13 protein-coding genes are annotated in these 20,075 nt (G+C 62.8%); 4 read left to right on the top strand and 9 right to left on the bottom strand.

Annotation, left to right across the window (positions count from 1 at the left end; translation table 11 throughout):
- Nucleotides 1–82: 82 nt before the first annotated feature.
- A complete protein-coding gene (locus tag AAEM63_RS16020; RefSeq protein WP_341359225.1) occupies nt 83–1,720 on the top strand; it encodes an IS1634 family transposase in 1,638 nt (545 codons plus the stop codon).
- A 123-nt stretch (nt 1,721–1,843) separates the two neighbouring features.
- Nucleotides 1,844–3,247 carry an IS1380 family transposase gene (locus AAEM63_RS16015; protein WP_123916759.1) on the top strand — a complete coding sequence of 468 codons (1,404 nt, stop codon included), beginning with the start codon at nt 1,844–1,846 and terminating at the stop codon, nt 3,245–3,247.
- A 512-nt stretch (nt 3,248–3,759) separates the two neighbouring features.
- On the opposite strand, the gene AAEM63_RS16010 is transcribed toward AAEM63_RS16015, so the two are convergent.
- The 9 genes from AAEM63_RS16010 to AAEM63_RS15970 all read right to left on the bottom strand — a co-directional run bounded on the left by AAEM63_RS16010 (nt 3,760) and on the right by AAEM63_RS15970 (nt 17,207).
- On the bottom strand, nt 3,760–4,842 hold the full coding sequence (locus AAEM63_RS16010) for a glycosyltransferase family 4 protein (protein ID WP_341359224.1): 1,083 nt from the start codon (nt 4,840–4,842) through the stop codon (nt 3,760–3,762).
- Nucleotides 4,843–4,904: 62 nt separating this feature from the next.
- Complete coding sequence (locus AAEM63_RS16005) at nt 4,905–6,104, bottom strand: O-antigen ligase family protein (protein WP_341359223.1); 1,200 nt, start codon at nt 6,102–6,104, stop codon at nt 4,905–4,907.
- Nucleotides 6,105–7,452: 1,348 nt separating this feature from the next.
- Nucleotides 7,453–8,745 carry a glycosyltransferase gene (locus AAEM63_RS16000; protein WP_341359222.1) on the bottom strand — a complete coding sequence of 431 codons (1,293 nt, stop codon included), beginning with the start codon at nt 8,743–8,745 and terminating at the stop codon, nt 7,453–7,455.
- 37 nt (nt 8,746–8,782) lie between these two features.
- A complete protein-coding gene (locus AAEM63_RS15995; RefSeq protein WP_341359221.1) occupies nt 8,783–9,961 on the bottom strand; it encodes a glycosyltransferase in 1,179 nt (392 codons plus the stop codon).
- 34 nt (nt 9,962–9,995) lie between these two features.
- Entirely contained in the window at nt 9,996–11,045 is a 1,050-nt protein-coding gene (locus tag AAEM63_RS15990) for a Gfo/Idh/MocA family oxidoreductase (RefSeq protein ID WP_341359220.1), read from the bottom strand.
- 1 nt (nt 11,046) lies between these two features.
- Nucleotides 11,047–12,162 carry a DegT/DnrJ/EryC1/StrS family aminotransferase gene (locus AAEM63_RS15985; RefSeq protein ID WP_341359219.1) on the bottom strand — a complete coding sequence of 372 codons (1,116 nt, stop codon included), beginning with the start codon at nt 12,160–12,162 and terminating at the stop codon, nt 11,047–11,049.
- Nucleotides 12,162–12,770, bottom strand: coding sequence for an acyltransferase (locus AAEM63_RS15980; protein ID WP_341359218.1), 609 nt, complete (start codon nt 12,768–12,770; stop codon nt 12,162–12,164). The genes AAEM63_RS15985 and AAEM63_RS15980 overlap by 1 nt, the downstream gene beginning before the upstream one ends.
- Complete coding sequence (locus AAEM63_RS15975; protein WP_341359217.1) at nt 12,767–14,062, bottom strand: nucleotide sugar dehydrogenase; 1,296 nt, start codon at nt 14,060–14,062, stop codon at nt 12,767–12,769. Before AAEM63_RS15975 ends, AAEM63_RS15980 begins: the two co-directional genes overlap by 4 nt.
- A gap of 2,092 nt (nt 14,063–16,154) precedes the next feature.
- Entirely contained in the window at nt 16,155–17,207 is a 1,053-nt protein-coding gene (locus tag AAEM63_RS15970) for a hypothetical protein (protein WP_341359216.1), read from the bottom strand.
- 625 nt (nt 17,208–17,832) lie between these two features.
- Between AAEM63_RS15970 and AAEM63_RS15965 the strand changes: the two genes are divergently transcribed.
- Nucleotides 17,833–19,431 (top strand): DUF4012 domain-containing protein, encoded by a 1,599-nt coding sequence (locus AAEM63_RS15965; RefSeq protein WP_341359215.1) that lies wholly within the window; start codon nt 17,833–17,835, stop codon nt 19,429–19,431.
- A gap of 67 nt (nt 19,432–19,498) precedes the next feature.
- Complete coding sequence (locus AAEM63_RS15960; protein WP_341359214.1) at nt 19,499–20,020, top strand: LPXTG cell wall anchor domain-containing protein; 522 nt, start codon at nt 19,499–19,501, stop codon at nt 20,018–20,020.
- The last annotated feature ends 55 nt before the right edge of the window (nt 20,021–20,075 follow it).

The following is a 20,075-nucleotide window of genomic DNA, read 5'->3' as shown; positions in this document are numbered from 1 at the left end:
GGCAGTAGGGCCCTGACCTGCTGCGATGTTGTTGGTTTAGTGCGGTTTCACGCACTAAGCGGGTGCGCTCTAGCCTCGCGGGGTGGCGTTTATCAGGCGGGTGCGCACGGCGTCGGGTGCGACGGCGGTGCAGATCGCGGAGTACGCCGACGGGCGTCAGCGCATCGTGAGGCATGTCGGTTCAGCACACACCGAGGCCGAGCTCGGTGTCCTGCTGGAGCAGGCCCGTGAGCTGCTGGCGAACCCCGCCCAGGGGGTGCTCGATCTCGGGATCGAGCCGACGCCGCCGGTGACACCGCTGGCCCCACCAGTTCGCGAGGCCGAGCTGTTCCACGCGCCGCAGGCGGCGCCGGACCGGGGCCGGGACGGCCCGGGCCGGGTCATCTCGACGGACTCGCGGCTGCTGTTCGACGCCCTTGCCGAGGTGTTCACCGCGCTGGGGTTCGACACGGTCGGCGATGCGGTGTTCCGCGACCTGGTCATCGCCCGGATCGTGGAGCCGACCTCGCTGCTGGACACCGGGCGAGTGCTGACGGACCTGGGCCGGGTCCCGGCCAGCTACGCCACGATGAAACGCACCCTCGCCCGCGCCGCGGTCGGCGGGTCGTATCGCGACCAGATCGCCACCTTGTGCTTCGAGCACGCCGTGAGCAGCGGTGACGTCTCCCTGGTGCTCTACGACGTGACCACGTTGTACTTCGAGGCCGAGAAGGAGGACGACCTGCGCAAGGTCGGCTACTCCAAGGAACGCCGCGTCGACCCCCAGATCGTCGTCGGGCTCCTGGTCGACCGGCACGGCTTCCCCCTCGAGATCGGCTGCTACGAGGGCAACAAGGCAGAGACCGCCACGATCATCCCGATCGTCAAGCAGTTCCAGACCCGTCACGACATCGAGGACATGGTCGTCGTCGCCGACGCCGGCATGCTCTCCGCGACCAACCTGCGCGAGCTAGACGAGGCGAACCTGCGGTTCATCGTCGGCTCCCGGGTGACCAAGGCACCGCTGGACCTGGCCTCGCACTTCCGCTGGCACGGTGACGCCTTCGCCGACGGGCAGGTCATCGACACCCTCACCCCCAGGACCGGGCGGCGCAACGAGAACGACCCGGCTCATCGGGCCGAGCCGGTCTGGGACCGCGACCTTCACCCTGGCTCGTGGCGGGCGGTCTGGGCCTACTCCGCCAAACGCGCGGCGAGGGACAACAAGACGCTCACCCTCCAGGAGAACCGGGCCCGCGCGGTCATCGCCGGGGAGAAGGCCGCCCGCACCCCGCGATTCGTCAAGACCAGCGGCGACGGGCACCGCCTGGACGAGACCGCCCTGGCACGGGCCCGGCGACTGGTCGGGCTCAAGGGCTACGTCACCAACATCCCCGCGCCAGTGATGCCGGCGGGTGAGGTCATCGGCTCCTACCACGACCTGTGGCACGTGGAGCAGTCCTTCCGGATGAGCAAGACCGACCTACGCGCCCGCCCCATGTTCCACCGCACCCGCGACGCGATCGAGGCCCACCTGACCATCGTGTTCACCGCACTGGCGGTCTCCCGCGAGGTCCAAGCCCGCACCAGCCTGGCCATCCGCAACGTCATCCGCCAGCTCCGGCCGCTGCGCTCCGCCACGATCGCGATCAACGGCGCCACCCAGACCTTCGCCCCCGCCATCCCCACCGAGCAGCAAGCCATCCTCGACGCGATCCACAGCGGGCAACTCACGCACTAAGCCTCGATCCACCGAGGGCTGACTGTTACGGGTAGGCGCGGGAACGCGAGAATGCCCCTCTGAGCTGGGAAGATACGACTTGTCGAAGGTCCGTATCGCCAGTTCAAGAAGGGCATCTCGTAGATGCAACTTTCTCACACCCGTCCGGTCGTGTCCGCGACGTTCGATGAGCCCAACCTCGTGTCGGCCGCCGGCCTGGTCCCGGTGATGGCCCTGGCCCGTCGGGCGGGACTGCGGGAGTTGGCCGACGAGCGGCTGAGCGTGCCCACGGACAAGGGCGCCAACGCCGGCCTGAAGCTGTCCTCGCTGGTCGCGGGCATGGCCGCCGGCGCGGACAGCATCGACGACATGGCCCTGCTGCGCCACGGCGGCATGGGCAAGGTCTTCTCCGGTGCCTACGCCCCCTCGACGCTGGGCTCGTTCCTGCGCTCGTTCACCTTCGGCCACGTCCGCCAGGTCGACGCGGTCGCCTCACGGTTCTTCCTCGCCCTGGCCGAGCACACCACCCTGCTCGGCGGCGCGGCGGACGCGGGGATGGTGATGGTCGACATCGACGACACCATCGTTGAGGTCCACGGCTACGCCAAGCAGGGGGCGGCGTTCGGGTACTCCGGCGTGCGAGGGCTCAACGCCCTGCTTGCCACCGTCTCCACCGATCAGGTCGCACCGGTGATCGCCGCCCAGCGGCTCCGCAAAGGGTCGGTGGGTTCCCCGCGCGGGGCGGCCCGGCTGGCGACCGACACCTTGGCGCTGATCCGCCGCAGCCGGCTGGCCGGCCGTGGTGTGCTGGTGCGGGCCGACTCGGCGTTCTACTCCCACACTCTGGTCACCGCGGCGCTCAAGGCCGGCGCGCAGGTCTCGATCACCGCGCGGATGGACCCGGCCGTCAAACGCGCCATCGCCACGATCGACGCCGATGCGTGGACCGCGATCCGGTACACCGATGCCATCTACGACGAGACCACCGGGGTATGGAACTCACGCGCCGAGGTCGCTGAGGTCCCGTTCACCGCGTTCTCCTCGAAGAAGAAGGCCGAGCAGGTCCCCGGCCGGCTCGTGGTCCGGCGCATCCCCGACCTGAACCCCAAGCAGGGTCAGGGCCAGGAGACGCTGTTCGAGACCTGGCGCTTCCACGCCTTCTTCACCACCACGGCACCCGAGGCGCTCGGCGCGGTCGCCGCTGACCAGACCCACCGGGCCCACGCGATCATCGAGAACGTCCACGCCGACCTCAAGGCCTCCGCCCTGGCACACCTGCCCTCCGGTGTCTTCGCCGCCAACGCCGCCTGGCTCGTCTGTGCCGTCATGGCCTTCAACCTCACCCGCGCCGCCGCCACGGTGACCAGGGCACCGTCGCTGGTCCGGGCAACGACCGAGACGATCCGCCGCAAGCTGATCAACGTCCCCGCCCGGATCGCGACCTCCGCCCGGCGGCTACGGCTGCACCTGCCCACCGCCTGGCCCTGGCAGAGCGCCTGGACAACGCTCTACGACGCCGTCCTCCCGCGCAGCGCCCGGGTCACCTGAACCCCGACCCATCGCCCCACGACCGAGGACCATCAGTGGAAAAGCCGGGCAGACCGGCAACCACCCCACGCCCGAGAACCACCACCGCCGTCCCGACCGCATCAACGAGCGAGCCGCGGACCATCGGTGGATCGAGGCTAAGCGAATGAGCCAACTCAGGTGGTCAACCCGCCCGTCGAGACGATGACCGGTGCTGCGGTCATCGCGACTTGCCACGACCTGCGGCAGGTCGCCCAATCGTTCCGGATGACCAAGCCCTGCGCGCCCGGCCGGTCTTCCACCACCAACGCGAAGCCATCGAGGGCCCGCCTCGCGGTCGGGCTCGTCGGGCGCAGCCGCTGCCTCGCCAGCGCGCCCGCAAAATATACACAATGGCGACGTAGGGCAACATATTCGGAGAATTCAGCCCTAAGCGACCCCAGGTTCGGACCTACAGCCCGTTGACCAAATCACACACCGCCACGGGCCGCGATCACATATGGCATTCAGTCACCGCGATACTATCGTGCGCGCTACGGCACAATCCTCCGCGAGAGGTGAACGGTCTCGCATAGTTCCGAAATGGACCGAGAAATCCCGCGCCAAGACAAGCGCTCCATGCCGTACTGGGCGATCTCGTCCCTCTCCTGAAGCGACGCATGTGACGCGGCCTTGATCTCACGCGCAAGAGATGATGGGTCGTCAGCTTCGAAGACTCTGCAATGGGGTGCGTCTCTGACGATCTCTGCCTGGCCCGGGAGGTCGGAGACTACCGTCGGGACGCCGAGCATGAGACTCTCGGCAACCTTTAGCGGGGTTACGCCCAAGAGATTACGCGCTACTCGGCGCGTCTGTGGGCTAACACTTACGGTGGCGCGTGCCATCGCACTATTGGCGGCATCTCGGTCCAGGCGACCACAATAACTGATTATCCCGTCGCCGCCAGCCTTCTCCACGAGCGGAGAGAGCCGTCCGGAGCCAACAATGACGAGTTCGAGCTCACTTGGCCAGAGCGTGCTCCGCCGTGCCTCGATGAGAGTATCCACCCCCTGCCATTCCGCCAGTTCACCGACAAAGACAACGTAAGGCGGAGATTCTGGGGCGCTACGTAAGCCGACGATGGCGTCCGGCGCTCCGTTGGGCAAGAACGTTACTGGAACCCGGCCGCCGCTATTAAGGTCGACCCAGTCGGCCAAGCCGGGCGCTACGGCCACAACGTGCGCCGCATGCCGAATCTGCCAACGGGTAGCGCGCCGCAACCACGGTGAGAAAATGTTGAGACTCGGATGATTGAGCACGATGTCGTCCGCAGTTCCGTTGACTTCCAGAACGTAGGGCTTTCGCATCGCAATAGCGCACGCGTACATGATCAATCCAAGAACGTGCCACCGAAAATACAAGATATCTACATGCCGAAAAATGCGCACAGAACGAAACTGGAATGCTATCAGCTCGAACGCTCGGAGCTTATTCGAGCGAGTTGACTTCTGCCACGAGCGAACGACCCGCCAGCCGCTTTCCTCGAGTCCGCGTGCGACTTCTGCGAGATGGATTTCCGCCGCAGATCCGGCCCGAACCGGCTCCAGGCTGATGGAAGCAATGCTTCTCTGAGCCATAATGATGCCTCCGCTTAAGTCGGGTACGAGTCTCAATTACTCGGCACACACACTGCCGATGCCTAAAGACATGAATCGGACGGCATCTGCTCGCGCGTGGATCCAAAATGTCGTCTGCTGGTTGAGGGAAAGTTGGTCCGGTCGCTAGCATAAACAGATGCTGAGTGCCCGCTCGGACATGCAATGGCAAAAGACACGACGAGCCAGAAAGCGTCAACCGACAGTCCGCCTAGAGTTAGGCCAAAACAAGTCAATGTTATCATCATCAGCCAGACCGCCCGGCGACTCGGCAACTGAAAGCTAGAAATCACAGCGGCGCCCACTATGGCACTGAGTATGAGGACACCGATGATGCCCAGCTCCACCCAAGTCTTCCAGAAAATGCCATGCGCGTTACGGTATATTCCTTCGGTACCTGCCAAATAGTGCGCGTCAGAACTGTATCCGACGCCCGCGATGAACCACCTGTCTACGGTTCGAAGAAATAGATCTGAAATCTCGCCGCGTCCAGAATCGTTTATGCCGTCCGCTTCGCCACCTAGGAACTGCTGTATACGGCGCGGCATCAAGTCGTAAGAACTGGCGAGTGAGCCGATAAGTGTCAGGGCCGCGAAAAGCGCCAGCGCTGCTCGAATGCCACGTCCGGAACCGCTCGATACGGCAAACAGCGCGGTTGCAACGGCCATTAATCCTGTTGCGACCACTCCGGTCCGCGACCCTGTGTACAAGACGGCGAGCCCTATGAGAAGCAGCCCCGCGCCCGCAATCCAGCGACCTAGTCGACTCTTGACGGCTTGAAACAAGAAGAGTCCGGCGCCAGCCCCGACACTGAGGACGAACGAGGTCAGGTTCTCGTCAATTCCGCCGAGGTTGGCTCTCCCGCTAATCGTTTGAGGGGAAATCAACACAATCGTGGAAAGTAGCATAGCGCCCGCACTCAAGCTGACCAGTGCAGATAGCCAGAGCCGAGATAGAACATCAGCTATAGCCACCGTCGTCGCTGCACTCCACATCAATGAAAGCACCGCCGACAAGACGGGAGCTTCAGTGGAAGCCCAAAAGCCCGTCAATGCTGCCCAGCCACAAAAGAGTCCGATGAGAGCCATCGGAAATGGTCGTACGCGAACGAGTTCCTGTGATCGAAGTTTCTCTAACGTCCATACGATCATGAATGGCGCGGAGAAAATGGCTACAAGAGAACGACCAAGGGCGGACGGATAGATGGCGAAGGGAATTGCGCCAATATAAGCGAGTGCAAGCATTTCGCTCACATCCCGCGGCAGCGCCGTGGCTGGAATCCCGCCCCAATACTTAGCCGATGACGTCAACGAAGTCAAGGCGTGTTGCTCTTTACGATCCATGCGGAGCCGACCCCCATTAGTGCGTATGTACCGACTCCCGCGACGGCAAAGAGCGTCAAGGCCGTAGGCGCTGCCATACCGAGCTGGCTTGCGGTAAGGAGTGTACCCAATGTGACACCAAGGCTTACCAATTGCCATAAGAACAGCATTCGCTGGTGCCCATACACGGAGTACACGCCGGTCAGCGGACTCCCGATGAAGCGTGCCCAGATTACCGGGGCGAGCGCTAATACATAGGCGCCTACGTCCGACCAGGCTGGACCGAGGAGGGCAGGAAGGGCTCGGGGGGCAATAACTGCCAGAAGAACAAAAAGCGGCACTGAGCTTACCAGCATCCAACGGAGCGTTCTCAGGTATAGCGCCCAAGCTGCTTCACCTTGTGGTCGCAAGAGCGCGGCCTTTCGGAGATAAACGTGCCCGACGGCCGCTCCGAAGACAGCGGCGGGTAAGGCGAGCACGCGGTACGCCACGCCGTATGCCCCCACCTCCGAAGTAGAATAGAAGATCTCCAACAGTATGACAACGCCCGACCACGAGATGGCGTTAGCAAGTGCAAACGGCATCTCAAACTTTGGAAAGCGAGCATGTTTACGCGCGTGGGGTGCAAGTTGCCGCAGGTTAAGTCGCGTTGTGAGCCGTGGTCGCATTCGAAGGAGGCGAACCGTGGAGGCCACGTCCCCTAAGGTCGATCCAGCCACAAGGCTGAAGCGTGTTGGAGCGATGAGGCCAAGAGCTAACTGAACCGCGTATGCCACCACGGCACGTATACCCGTCGCTTGGCCCATCTCGCGAAAGGCATTATCGCGAATAGCCAGAAAGTTCAGGATCTGGAACCCGCCTGCGAACGTGACACCTAGAGGTAGGAGAAGCGCAAGTTGTCCTAGTGAATCGTCCCACGGGTTGTGTCCGGTCAGTACCAATGATGTTAGGAGCACGAAGAGTAACCCAGATGAGATGAAAAGTACGCGAGCGGCCAACTGTGCCACCGCGTTGACTTCTTCGTCCCCGGGTACCCCGCTCTCGATGAGGGGTATTGCGCGCTCATACCGGGCGGTGGCTGCCACGGCGCCTATGGTAACGATGGCCGTGTATAGCGTAGCGGCGCCGTAATCTACTGGTGCGTAAAGTCGCGTCAGTAAGGGTACCGTCAATAGTGCGAGTATTTGCGCTAGCAGATTCCCTGCCGAAACGTGTCCAAGGTTCCGAATAGTGGTGTTATGTGTCAGGAACCGCCAAAGTCTATTCATGACTACTGCGCATGCCTATTTGAGTGCAGAGAGGTCACGAGTTGGATAAGGGCCTTGTTCTGCTTGTCGCGGGAGTATTTCTTCCTCCGCTCATTTGTAGAATCGGGGAAATGAAGTTGGGGTCCGTCGAGGACGCGGCGGAGCACTCTTATGACGCTGTCTTTGTCGGTCGTCACGAAGCCAAAGCGCTCCTGTTCAACCAGAGCTGCCGCGACACCCCTTTGATAGCCAATAAGCAGCACCGGCCTCCCAGAGCCAATATACTCGAAAAGTTTTCCACTGTAGACGCCGCGCTCGGCCGGATTGTTCCATAGGAGCAGCAATAGCAAATCGGCACGTCGTTGGAATGCCAGAGAGTCTTGATGGCTTACTGGCGGGTGGAAGACGAGAAGATCCTCTATGTCTCGGGCTCCCGGGAAACGCAGAACTGTATCGCTATCGGTGCCGAGGAAATGAATCCTGACATCGTCAGGCGATAGTTGAAGTTCTCGGGCTGCAAGGAACAGTGGTGAAGGGTCGCGCCTACCTGCGTATAGGGCGTTGCCAACGTACAGGATGTTCAGCCGAGCTGAGCTCAGTGGTCCCTGCGCTTCGGATTCTCTCGGGAACGAATCAGCACCTTCATCGTACCCGTTCAAAATAACAGACGCCCGTAAGCCGTGAAGGTCGTGAAGTAGTTCAGCTATCGGTGACGAAACTGTCGTTATGGCGTCAAAATGTGCGCCCAGGAAGAGTTCTATTTGTCGATCGAAAGTACGTCTCACTGCGCCAAATGGATAGTACGCACCAAGGGTCCAGGGATCTCTATAGTCGACCACCAATGCCGCTCGCGTGAGTCGCTTGAGCGAGACTGCGGCGGCTATTGCCGAGAAGGGGGGGCCTGAGACCAATATTATGTCGGGCTTCCAGTTGCGGGTGATGTTGCGACCGAGCGCTCGAGCTGAGAGTGCCCAATCTACCGCTGTGTCGGGGACGGCAATTGCGCGTTGATAGAGTCGATAAAGCCAGCGCTTCAGTGCCTTCCGAAAAGGGGCCGAAGATGTACGTTTGGAGGGGTTCCCGCCGGGGTCATCGGCAACGGTCTGCGCTCGGCTACTTCTTCGCAAGTGGGCAGCTCGGAACACTTTCTCAGGTGGAATTGCGGTGGCACGCTCGTCGGAAGGTTCGGACGGCCCGGCAGTGACAACTCGGACATCGTGGCCCGCATCTAGCAGTGATCTTGCGAACCCCTCTACGCGGGCGCCGCCAATCGCTTTAGCAGGAGGGTAGTGGTACGAAATAATAAGTATGCGCACTGAAAGGTCCTGGCGGTCGGTTGGATGAGAGGGGGCATTACTCGACGAGATCTTGATACACTGAGAGTTCTTGGCGCGCGATTGCGGTCCAACTACGCGCGCGGGCGTAACTTTGCAGGTCTTCGTACGGCGAAGGGCTGTGCAACACGTCGCGGGCGAGCGACGCGAACTGCGCTGGAAGTGACCCAGAGTCGTTCACCAAATAATTTGTGTTGTGTATCGCTTCTGGCACCCCGCCGACACTAGTGGCTATCACGGGGGTTCCGCAGGCATAGCTCTCAAGGATGGTGCAAGGGTATCCCTCGCTGCGACTGGGCATCACCAGAAGGTCGGCGCTCGCCAAGTGTCGTGCCACCTCCGCTTGTGGTACGGCTCCTGCAAATTCTACGGGGAGGTCGGCCATTTCTGTTTCGAGCCGGCTTCTCAACGGTCCGTCGCCAACGACGGCGAAACTGGCATTTGGTATATCTGCCCTGATGGCACGAAAAATAGGCGGCAGACGGTCTGCACCCTTTACGACGATCAGATTGCCGACGAATAGGATCAGCGGTTGTTTCAGATGGCGTTCCCGAGGGGTATCGTTAATGCTGAATACGTCGAGGTTTACGCCATTGTTTATGACAATCGAATTAGTCGAATCTGCCCCCAATTGAATGGCGCGCTTGCGGAGGGCGGAGCTGACGAAAATGGTCTTGTCGGCGGACGTCAATATGCGAGAGTAGGCCGAGCTCGCTTTAGGCATTCGCCGGTTGATGTCGCTCCCATGGGCCGTGATGACGAAAGGTAGATTGCGCCTACGGGCGAAGCGTTGCGCTATGGCGCCTGCGGGAATGCTATACATTCCGTGGGCGTGGACGAGGTCAAAATCGCCATCCTTGGTGAGGGCTTCGAGCGCGTCGGCTGCTGACTCTAGGATCTGGTTCGACGGGAACGTTCGAAGCGAGAGGAGGTCTCGCAGGCCAACTGGGACTGGCAAGTCAGTAAAGTCACCGAGAGGATGCGATGTACTGTCCCGACGAAGGACCGTTCTGAGCAAACGCGCTGACCCGACATGGGTGGGACGAATTGCTACCGAAGTAGTCCTAACACCCTCGTTTCGCAGGGCGCGAATTCGGGCGGTGATAAAGGTTCCGCCATTAGGGGAAACGCTCGTGGGGAATATGTTCGAAAGTAGAAGTACGTGCACTCTCGTCCTGTGGTTGGTTGTGGGTGGCATGCTCTGTCTCTCGCGTTGACCCGGGAGTGTCCTGCTAGGGCGAGACCTCTTGGTTCCTCGAAGAGTAGGTCGCGGGTTCGATGGGCATTGCGCGGTTCTGGCTCGACTCGAGAAGGGCTTCGACGACGGTGAGGGTGTGGACGCCCTCGAACATGCTCACGGTGGTGGCGGTATTGCCGTTAATTGTGTCCCGGAAGTTCTCTTGCTCGACGCGGAGAGGTTCGCGCTTGTTGATTGCATAGCGGATGGCGTCACCCTCGGAGACGCCACGGAAGGCGGCGACGGCGTCCCATTGTGTGGCGGTGGTGCCATTGGCGTAGAATGTCAAATCGCCGCTCGCAGTGTTCGCCACAAGGGCACCGCGCTCGCCGGTGACAACGGTCTGGCGCTCCTTGCGGGGGGAGAGCCAGTTCACCAGGTGGTTCACGATCACCCCGTTGGTTAGGCGGCCGACGGCGACGACCATGTCTTCGTGGTCGCGCCCAGAGCGGTGGGTGACCTGCGCCGAGACGCTGTGGTACGGGGACTGGGCTAGCCACGCAGTGAGGTCTACGTCGTGGGTGGCGAGGTCCTTGACCACCCCAACGTCGGAGATGCGGCCCGGGAAGGGGCCCTGTCGGGAGGTGGCGATCTGATAAACCTCGCCCAGTTCCCCATCCGCGATCCGGCGGCGCATCTCAAGCAGGGCGGGATTGCACCGCTCGACGTAGCCGACCGCGCCAACTAGACCCGCGGCCTCGAAGGCGTCCGCGACGCGCTGGCCGGCCTTGGCGGTGTGCGCGATGGGTTTCTCCACCATTGTGTGCACCCCTGCGGCCGCGAGGGATAACGCGACGTCCTCGTGGTAGATCGTCGGGACCGCGACCATCGCTGCGTCGATTCCGGCGTCGATGAGGGCGTGGACGTCGGGTAGGACCGCCAGCTCCCGGGCGACGCCGAACCGGTCTCCGGCCGGGTCGGCGACCGCGACTAACTCCATCCCTGGCGTCTCCCGTATGACGCGGGCGTGGTGGCGGCCCATTGAGCCCAGCCCAATCAGGCCCACCCGGATCGTAGGGTGCTGCGCGCCGTTGCTTTCGCCCACGTCAGGCACCTGCCTTCGCCACGACGATGTTTACGGCGGAGACGATCCGCTCGAGGTCCCCGGTACTAAGGGAGGGGTGGACCGGCAACGAGATGACCTCTGCTGCCGCGCGCTCTGTCTCCGGAAGCTCTAGACCCAGCGCATACTCGGCCAGGGACTGAAGGCGGTGATTTGGGATTGGATAGTACACCCCGGATCCGACCTGGTGCTCTTGGCGCAGCGCGGTCACGATTCGGTCGCGCTCTGCCCCAGCGGCACCGGGGATGCGGATCGTGTACTGGTGGTAGACGTGCATAGCACCCGCCGCGACCGACGGGGTGGTAACACCTTGGAGGTGGCCGTCCAGGAACGCGGCGTTGTCCTGACGCTGTTTAGTCCAGGCGTCGAGCTTAGTTAGCTGAACCCGGCCGATCGCGGCGTGGATGTCTGTCATCCGGTTGTTCAACCCGACTATCTCATTGGCGTACTGGCGGTCCATGCCCTGGTTGCGCAGTAGCCGAACCCGCCGGGCAAATTCGGGCGTGGCGCAGGAGACCATCCCACCCTCCCCGGAGGTCATGTTCTTCGTCGGGTACAGCGAGAACATCCCGAAGTCGCCGAATGTGCCGACCCGTCGCTCGTACAGGGAGGCGCCGTGGGCCTGGGCGGCGTCCTCAAACACCATCAGCCCGAACTCCTCGGCGATTGCGAGGAGTTCGGGCATGTTCGCCGGGTGCCCGTACAAGTGCACCGGCATGATCGCCTTTGTCCGCTCCGTTACCGCCGCGCGCACCGCGGCCGGGGACAAGCAAAAGTGGTGCGGCTCGATGTCCGCGAACACCGGCGTGGCGCCGGTCAGTGCAACGGAGTTTGCGGTCGCGGCGAAAGTGAACGAGGGCACGATGACCTCGTCCCCCTGCCCGATTCCGGCCGCGAGGAGCCCCAGGTGCAGACCCGAGGTGCCGGAGTTCACCGCCACACACTCCCGCCCCTGCACAATGTACTCGGCGAACTCGGTCTCGAAGGCCGCCACCTCCGGACCCTGGGCCACCATCCCCGAGGCGAGCACCCGGTCGACCGCGACCCGCTCGTCCTCCCCGATGATTGGCCTCGCCGCGGGAATCATCTCTAGCTTCATCAGCCCCGTACCTCTCTGATTGTGTCCTCGAACGTCTCGTACAGCTGCCTCGTCTGCGGGCACCGCCAGCGATTCTCCCCTACCGGTTCAAGCCTGATCCCGGACTTCCCGACCCAGCCAATCCGCCGTGCTGGCACGCCGGCCACCAGGGCGTGCGCCGGGACATCCCTCGTCACCACCGCGCCGGCCGCGACCATCGCCCAGGCGCCGATCCGTACCGGAGCGACGCACACCGCCCGTGCGCCGACCGACGCCCCTTCGCCCACCGCTACCCCGACTGGCTCCCAGTCATGGGCCGACTTCAACGACCCGTCCGGGTTCACGGCCCGAGGAAAGGTGTCATTCGTCAGAATCACCGCTGGACCGATGAAGACCCCGTCGGCGAGCTCGGCCGGCTCGTATACGAGTGCGTAATTCTGGACCTTGCAGTTCTTGCCCATCCGTACGCCAGTTCCGATGTAGGCGCCGCGCCCGACGACGCAGCCTTCCCCGAGCACGGCGTCCTCACGCACCTGAGCCAGGTGCCACACCGACGACCCCGCTCCGATCACTGCTTTGGACGAGACGTCCGCGCTCTCCACGATCCGAGTCGCTTCAGCGTCACTCATTGCCCGCCGCCGATGACTAGGCGCGGGGTCCCGATCCACCGGGCGGCATCGGTGACGCCGCGGCCGTCGAAGAGCAGCCGGACACCGGGCAGGTCGGCGGGGGTCAGGGCGGCGTACTCGGGGTGGTCGGCCTGGACGATGGCCAGGTCGACGTTCTCGCCGAGGTGGTAAGGCTCCCATCCGTGGGCGGCGAGCTCGTCGTCGGAGTACATCGGGTCGTGCACCGTCACGACTGCCCCGCGTGACCGCAGAGCGTCGACGGTGGCGAAGACACCGGAGAACGCCGTCTCCTTGACCCTGCCGCGGTAGGAGGCGCCGAGAACAAGGGCTCGCAGCCCGGTGAGGTCCCCCAGGACCTCCGCTGCCCGGGCGACCACGTGGGCGGGCATGCCCGCGTTGGACTGGCGGGCCGTGCGCACGATCGACGCGTCAGGGTCGGTGGACAGGTACAGGCGCGGGTAGACCGGGATGCAGTGCCCGCCCACCGCGATCCCGGGACGGTGGATGTGGGAATATGGCTGGGAGTTGCACGCCTCGATTACTCTATACACGTCGATTCCGACCTTGTCAGCGAATAGCGCGAACTGGTTCGCCAGCCCGATGTTGACGTCCCGGTAAGTAGTCTCGGCGAGCTTCGCCATCTCTGCCGCCTCCGCGGTGCCCATGTCCCACACCCCGTTCGGCCGGGCCAGGTCTGCACGCTGATCGAAGGACAGGACGGCCTCGTAGAACTCCACCGCCCGCGCGGTGCCCTCCTCGGACAGTCCACCCACAAGCTTGGGATAGCGGCGCAGGTCAGCGAACACGCGCCCGGTAAGCACCCGCTCCGGGGAGAAGACCAGGTGGAAGTCTTCTCCCTCATTCAGGCCGGAGATCTCCTCGATCAGTGGCTTCCACCTGGTCCGGGTGGTCCCAACCGGCAGGGTCGTTTCGTACGAGACCAAAGTCCCTGCGGTGAGGTGCTCGGCCAGCGACCGCGTCGCGGCGTCCATCCACGTAAAGTCCGGCACCCACGTCTCGTCGTTCACGAAGAGCGGCACCACAACAACCACTGCGTCCGCGCTTGGGATGGCATCACCGTACTTCGCGGTCGCGCGCAGCCGCCCCGCGTCGACGAGCACCGAAAGCTTTTCCTGCAGGTGTTTCTCCCCCGGGAACGGCTCGACGCCCGCGTTAACCAGGTCCACCACCGCCTCCTGCACGTCCACCCCGATCACCTCGTGCCCGGCCTCGGCAAACTGCACCGCCAGTGGAAGACCAATCTTTCCGAGAGCAACCACAGCCACACGCATCGGTCAAATCCCCTTACTACTAAGATTTCCGACCTCGCCGGTCGATCGAATTAGCCGTTCCCAAGAGGACCACAGGGGTTTCTGGGCGTATGTGTTAAGCACGTATTCTCGGGCCTTTGTTCCCATTCTGAGGCGCAACTCCGTATCGGAAAGTAGTGAGTCAATCGCGTTAGCCAACTCGCGCGGTCTGCGCATGCCCACGATCAACCCCGTTCGCCCTGAAATAATCGACTCGCCCGCTCCAGTCGCATCTGTCGCGATTGCGGGAACACCAGCAACCGCAGCCTCAAGGACAACATTTGGCAACCCTTCGCGATGACTCGGTAGTACTAGAATGTCAAGCTCCCCGTACAGCTCGTTCATTGAAGTGTTGTGACCTAGCAGCGAGATGCCGTCTTCCGACTCTAGGGCTACGGCAAGGCGAATTGACTCGGCGTCACTCTCCGTCGCACCAATGACCCAGAGTTGTGCCAATGGATGTCGACACCTGACCTGCGGCCACGCATGGAGGAGATCCCAAAGGCCCTTGTCCGGCGTAACGCGGCCAACGTAACCCACGACGCCGAAACCCTTGTCTGTGTGCCGCAAGACCTTCGCCGCGTCTGTCTGGATTCCGTTGGCTGAGCCATTTTGAAGTACGGAGATCTTTTGTGCTGGGGCTATCTCGAGGTCAATCAGTCGCTCTCGAAGTTGGTTTCCAACTGCCACCACGGTAGTTGCACGGCTGCACGCGAGACGTTCTGCGAATCGGAGTGTCGCTTGGGGTAGGCCTTTGCGGGCTGTTTCAAGTCGGAGACCATGTACAACGTATATCGAGGGTGTACGTGTGACCGTGGATGCGATGGCACCGAGCATGCCTACCTTTGGCGTCCCCCAGACCGCAACGTCTGGCTTGACGCGCCGGATGTGTTTGATCAGTTGGACAAGAGTCCGTGCGTCACCAACTGGATTGGGATTACGTGAAGCGGTTAGTTCGAGGTACTCCGCACCTTCCTGACGGCTAAACTCGCCTGGATCTCCGTCACGTGAACATGTAAGGAACACGTCCCAGCCACATTCCGATAGGAATGCGTGCTGGCCAGTAAAAAATCCCCGCACAGATAGGCCGGTCGTGACTCCGAATAGAACACGAGGGCGGTCCCGCGAGGTTCTGTTGACTCGCAGTTGCTGCCAACCTTCAATCGGTCCAACCAGCCCACTGAATTGGCTAAGCCACCCTGGCACGCGACGCTGGCCAAACCAGAGCATCTCGAGGCGACGTACGGTTGACGAAAGTCTTGGGCTCCGACCGCCTAGTGCCCGGGCAATCGAAAGTGTGCCGCTCGCGATTAGGTGCGGGATTCGTGTGGGTTTCCTTCCGCCGATCAGTTCTAGAAAATAGGCCGTCGTGAGCCCTTCATCGGGTGTGAGTGCGATTTTGGGGGGCGTGCCCCGATAGCCCGCGATGAAGACTGCTGCTGCGGCGACGGTCTCGACGCGGGTCTGCGGTGTGGCACGTTCATCGCCTCCGGCTATCGACGAGGTACGAGATGCGGCCAGGCGAACTACGCTACGCGTCACGGCGCGACCATGGCCGTGCACAGATGTGGGGCGCAAACAGACCGTCTCAATGTTCGAAGTCTTTTCGAGCCAAAGTTCTCCTAGGGCCTTGCTGTGCGAGTATGGAGAAAAGGAGAACCTGGAGTTCGACTCGTCGAGAATGCCCCGTCCTTGCACTGCCGATGAACTTAGGTGGATGAAACGAGGAACTGCCGCCTGCGCGCACGCGTGAGCGAGCGCTAATGGAAGGAGGCTATTGGCGCCATATAGTTCGTCGCTATCATCTGATCCGGCGTCTGAGATGCCGGCCGCGTTTATTACAGCATCGAGGCCCGCAAGCTTACTTGCCAGCGCGGAGATGATTGGAGTGAAGCGGTCGATTGCTGGAAGATCCGGTCGCCTGGGGCCATGGAAAGTGAGCCGCGGAGCGCTGATCTCTGTTACTACGGCACCACGACTACGGGCGAAGTCTACGATGGCCTGTCCCAAGAAGCCACTTGCGCCAAGAATTCCCAGCCGCAGCCGCGTGACGTCCGAGTGCTGCCAAGCTGGCTCAGTTTCCACAATTCTTGCCCCGGTCCCTTGTTTGCGCCTTGACTGAATTTTCGCCGTTTTGCGTTGGCGCCGCGTGGAGGTGCCGGGCTTTTCGCGCGCAGTGCGTCAATCCGGTCCTGAAGCATCCGATAGTAGGGAGGAAATAGATGGAAATCGCGACTGCAGTGGCTAGGACCGCTACCGGGGCGCTACCGCTCGCCCATCCCGCGGTCACGGTTAGCGAGAGTAGTGCGACGGATATTGCTACGGTAATGTGGGGGAAATCATACAATGCGACAAGGCGTTGATAAGTGTGCTCTCGGTGAGCGTCCAGCAATCTGCGGCCGCGAATCGCTCGACGGCCTAGCGTAACCGTCACATCGAGCACATAAATCAGAAGCGGTGCTACCAAGTATGTGAGCGGGACGTCGGCCGCTGTGCCGAGCATGACTCCCGTAGCAGCAAGGGCGCCAAACAGGTAGCTGCCGACGTCCCCCAAGAAAATGCGAGCCTGAGGAGCATTGAAGGGGAGGAATCCAAGCGCGGCGCCGGCCGTCATTGCACCAAGGATAGAGAGCGGCTCCACGCCAACGACGCTGCCGCCGATAGCAGTTGCGCTTCCCCAGGCAAGCAATGTCAGGGCGGTGATGCCGTTGATGCCGTCCATGAAGTTGACGACGTTCACGAGCAGAGGCATTAAAATCGCGCCGCCGATGACCCAATCGATGCCTCCGATCGTGGCTCCGAAGAGTGCGCCGGTTATGACCTGTGTGGCCAGTCGGGGCATGGCCGCGAGTTGAAACCTGTCGTCAAGGAGCCCCAGAGCTGCAAGAAGCAACGCCGCGGCAACGGCAGGGATTGGAACGCTCATCCCGGACCAGACCGCCAGGCTGGAACCGGAGAATATGCCGGCTGCGCACGCGACACCGCCTCCACGGGGGGTGGGTCGGTCGTGGGAGGATCGTTGGTTCGGCACGTCGATGATGCCTCGCCTCAGCATGAGAGCGCGCACGAGGGGCGCCGTGGCCGCCGTCGCCAGGAGGCTTGCAGCGCCGATGATCAGCACCGTCACCTCGCCCGCCGCCCGTATCCCGGGTCGCCCAGGCCCACCGCCGAACGCAGTGGCACGTCTATTGACACAGGGAGCCCCCAGGTTTTCGTGCGGCGATTTCGGCACAGTCAGACAGTGAGGCGCCGATGGAGTTGCTGACGACAGCATAACGAAATGCAGGTCTAGCACGGCAGGGGGGCGGCCTGTTGAACGGGCCACATATAGCCGGTGCAGCATGTATGGCCGCAAGCGGCGCGGAGGAGGTCCCTCACGAGTGCGGGTCGCGACATGAGCCGATGGTCGACCCGGAGACGGTTGTGACCGGCGGGGCCGTTTAGGATCTTCGTGTGTCTCAAATGAAGGCTCCCGCTGTCCTCGAAGCGCAGGTTCCGCGCCATCTAGTCGCCTGCGGTGACCACCTTTGATGGGGCCCTCTCGGGGTAGGGAGGGGCGGCGAACCGCCTACGCCCGCCCTGCCCGGCTGCGAGATCGTCATCCGTCGCCCTGGAGTGCTGGACTCACCGGCATCCTGACGGGGGCCAGCGTCGTCGTCGGGATCTTCTCGGTCGTTCTCGCGTGGGATGCGGTCGCCGCATATCGTGGTCTGCGAGATGGCGCGGTCGCGGTGCAGGCTCTCAAGGAGCAGGTGCTTGCAGGGGACGACGAAGTCGCCCTCCGGACCGTCAGTCTGCTGACGAACGACACGCAGGCGGCGCGGCGCGCAACGCAAGGCCCACACTGGGATCTGGCGGGTGAACTGCCGTGGATCGGTGACGACGTGCGGACGGTGCAAATCTTGACAGTGGTGGTGGACGACCTGGCGGTCAACGCCTTGGGTGCTCTCGTCGACGTTGCAGGGGTTCTTGATCCCGCAGGACTGGCTCCTGTTGGCGGGCGCGTGGACCTAGACCCGATTTCGGACTCCGCAGCCAGGGTCGTGTCGGCAGATCGCAGCGCTCAGGCCGCGGAGGCTGCCCTCGGAGCCATCGATACTGAACCGCTGCTCCCACAATTGGGTCTTGCGGTCGACGGGTTGACGGCCCAGGTCAACGATCTAGCGGCGCTAACGGCGACGGGCTCCCGTGCCGTTCGGCTTCTTCCGCCCATGTTGGGCGGCGAGGGGCCACGTGACTACCTTCTCCTCGTTCAGAACAACTCCGAGCCGCGGGCGTTGGGTGGGCTTCCCGGTTCCTATGTCCACCTGCGAGCCGACGACGGGGCGATCACGTTCGTGGAGTCACGATCGGCGGTGGAGGTCGGTAGCGCTCCTGTGCCGGTGCTGGAGTTGACCCGTGCGGAGCGCGGTCTGTTCGGCACGCAGATCGGTCGTTTTCCTGGCAACGTCACGTCGACCCCTGACTTCCCGCGTGCGGCGCAGCTGGCACGCGAGTTCTGGCGCGCAAGTACGGGCTTTGAAGTCGACGGTGTCATTGCCGTGGATCCAGTGGCGCTTAGCATGCTGCTCCGCGCAACCGGCTCGGTAGTGCTACCAACCGGGGAGCAACTCACGGCAGACAACGCCTCCCAACTGCTGCTGAACCAGGTCTATAAGCAGGTCAGCGATCCGTCCGCCCAAGACGCGTTCTTCGCCTCGGCGGCTACGTCCGTGTTCGATGCGCTGGTCTTGCGACCCGTCGATCCAACCGCAGCGATCGCTGCCCTTGATGAGATGGCGGATGAAGGCAGATTGATGGTGTGGTCCTCAGTCCACGAGGAGCAGGAAATGCTCGAGGGGACAGTGCTAAGCGGCGAGCTCCGAGGTCAGGTCGGTAACTCCCCTTTGGTCGGGATCTACGTCCACGACACCAGCGGTGCGAAGATCGCCTACTACCAGGGGGTACACGCCGAAGTCGCAGCAGTTGAGATGCGGGCGGACGGCTCGCAGATCCTGACGGTGACGGTGACCGTTTCGTCCCAGGTCCCCGCGGAGGTGGAGTCACTGCCACCGTCGCTGACCGGCGGAGGAGATGTGGTGCCGGTCGGCACGATTCGTTCGGAGATCTCGGTCTACGCCCCGACCAACGGGCGAATTCTGTCCGCGACATCAACAGATCCGGACAGCCGGTTCCGCACTCACATCCACGATGGCCTCATGGTTGGGACCAACGTGGTCACGTTGAAGCCTGGTGAGTCAATTGACCTCGAATTCACCCTCGAGTCAGGTCCTCGGCAGTTCGGCGAACCCATGGCCCGCATCACCCCAGGTCCAGATGTCGATCAATTCGTTGCGCGGACTTCTTCTTAGCCCGGTTGAGTTGATACTGTTTCGGGGACACCACCGTCCACATGCAGCAAACCCTGGGGGAACTTCGATGTACCGACGCGCTCTGAGCACCACCGCCGCAACCGCGGCCATCCTTCTTGCACCGACGGCCGCGATGGCCTACACCGGTGACGACTACGACGCCGACGTACCGGGCTCGGTGGCCCAGGGCGTGCCCTTCGATGTCACGCTCGAGGGACCTAACGAGAACGCCCTGTTCGGCCTCACCATCGCTTCGGCGAACGTTCCCGACTCCGCCATCGAGATCGCCGGTTCGCAGTCGCTCGAGAAGGCTACCGTTAACGGCGTCTCCGTCTTCGAGGTCACCCTGCGCGAGGAGGCCGTCTACGAACTGACTGGCGTGAATGCGGCCGGTGACGTGGTCCTCGAGTCTGAGGTGGTCGTCGGCGACCCGACCGACGACGACGCCACACCCGGCGACGAGCCCGCCGTCGGTGGAACGCTGCCCGACACGGGAAGCTCGAGCACCCCGCTGGTGATCGGCTCCGCAATCCTGCTCGCGGCCGGTGCCGGCGTCCTTGCTTTCGCGCGCCGTCAGGTTCGCGCCTGACAGGCCAGCGGCCTCGATAACGAAGGCCCTTACGAGACGATGTCTCGTAAGGGCC

The sequence above is a fragment of the Georgenia sp. M64 genome (assembly GCF_038049925.1).
GTDB lineage: Bacteria > Actinomycetota > Actinomycetes > Actinomycetales > Actinomycetaceae > Georgenia.
The sequence above is the reverse complement of the archived record's forward strand: the minus strand, read 5'-3'. Positions and strand labels throughout refer to the sequence as shown.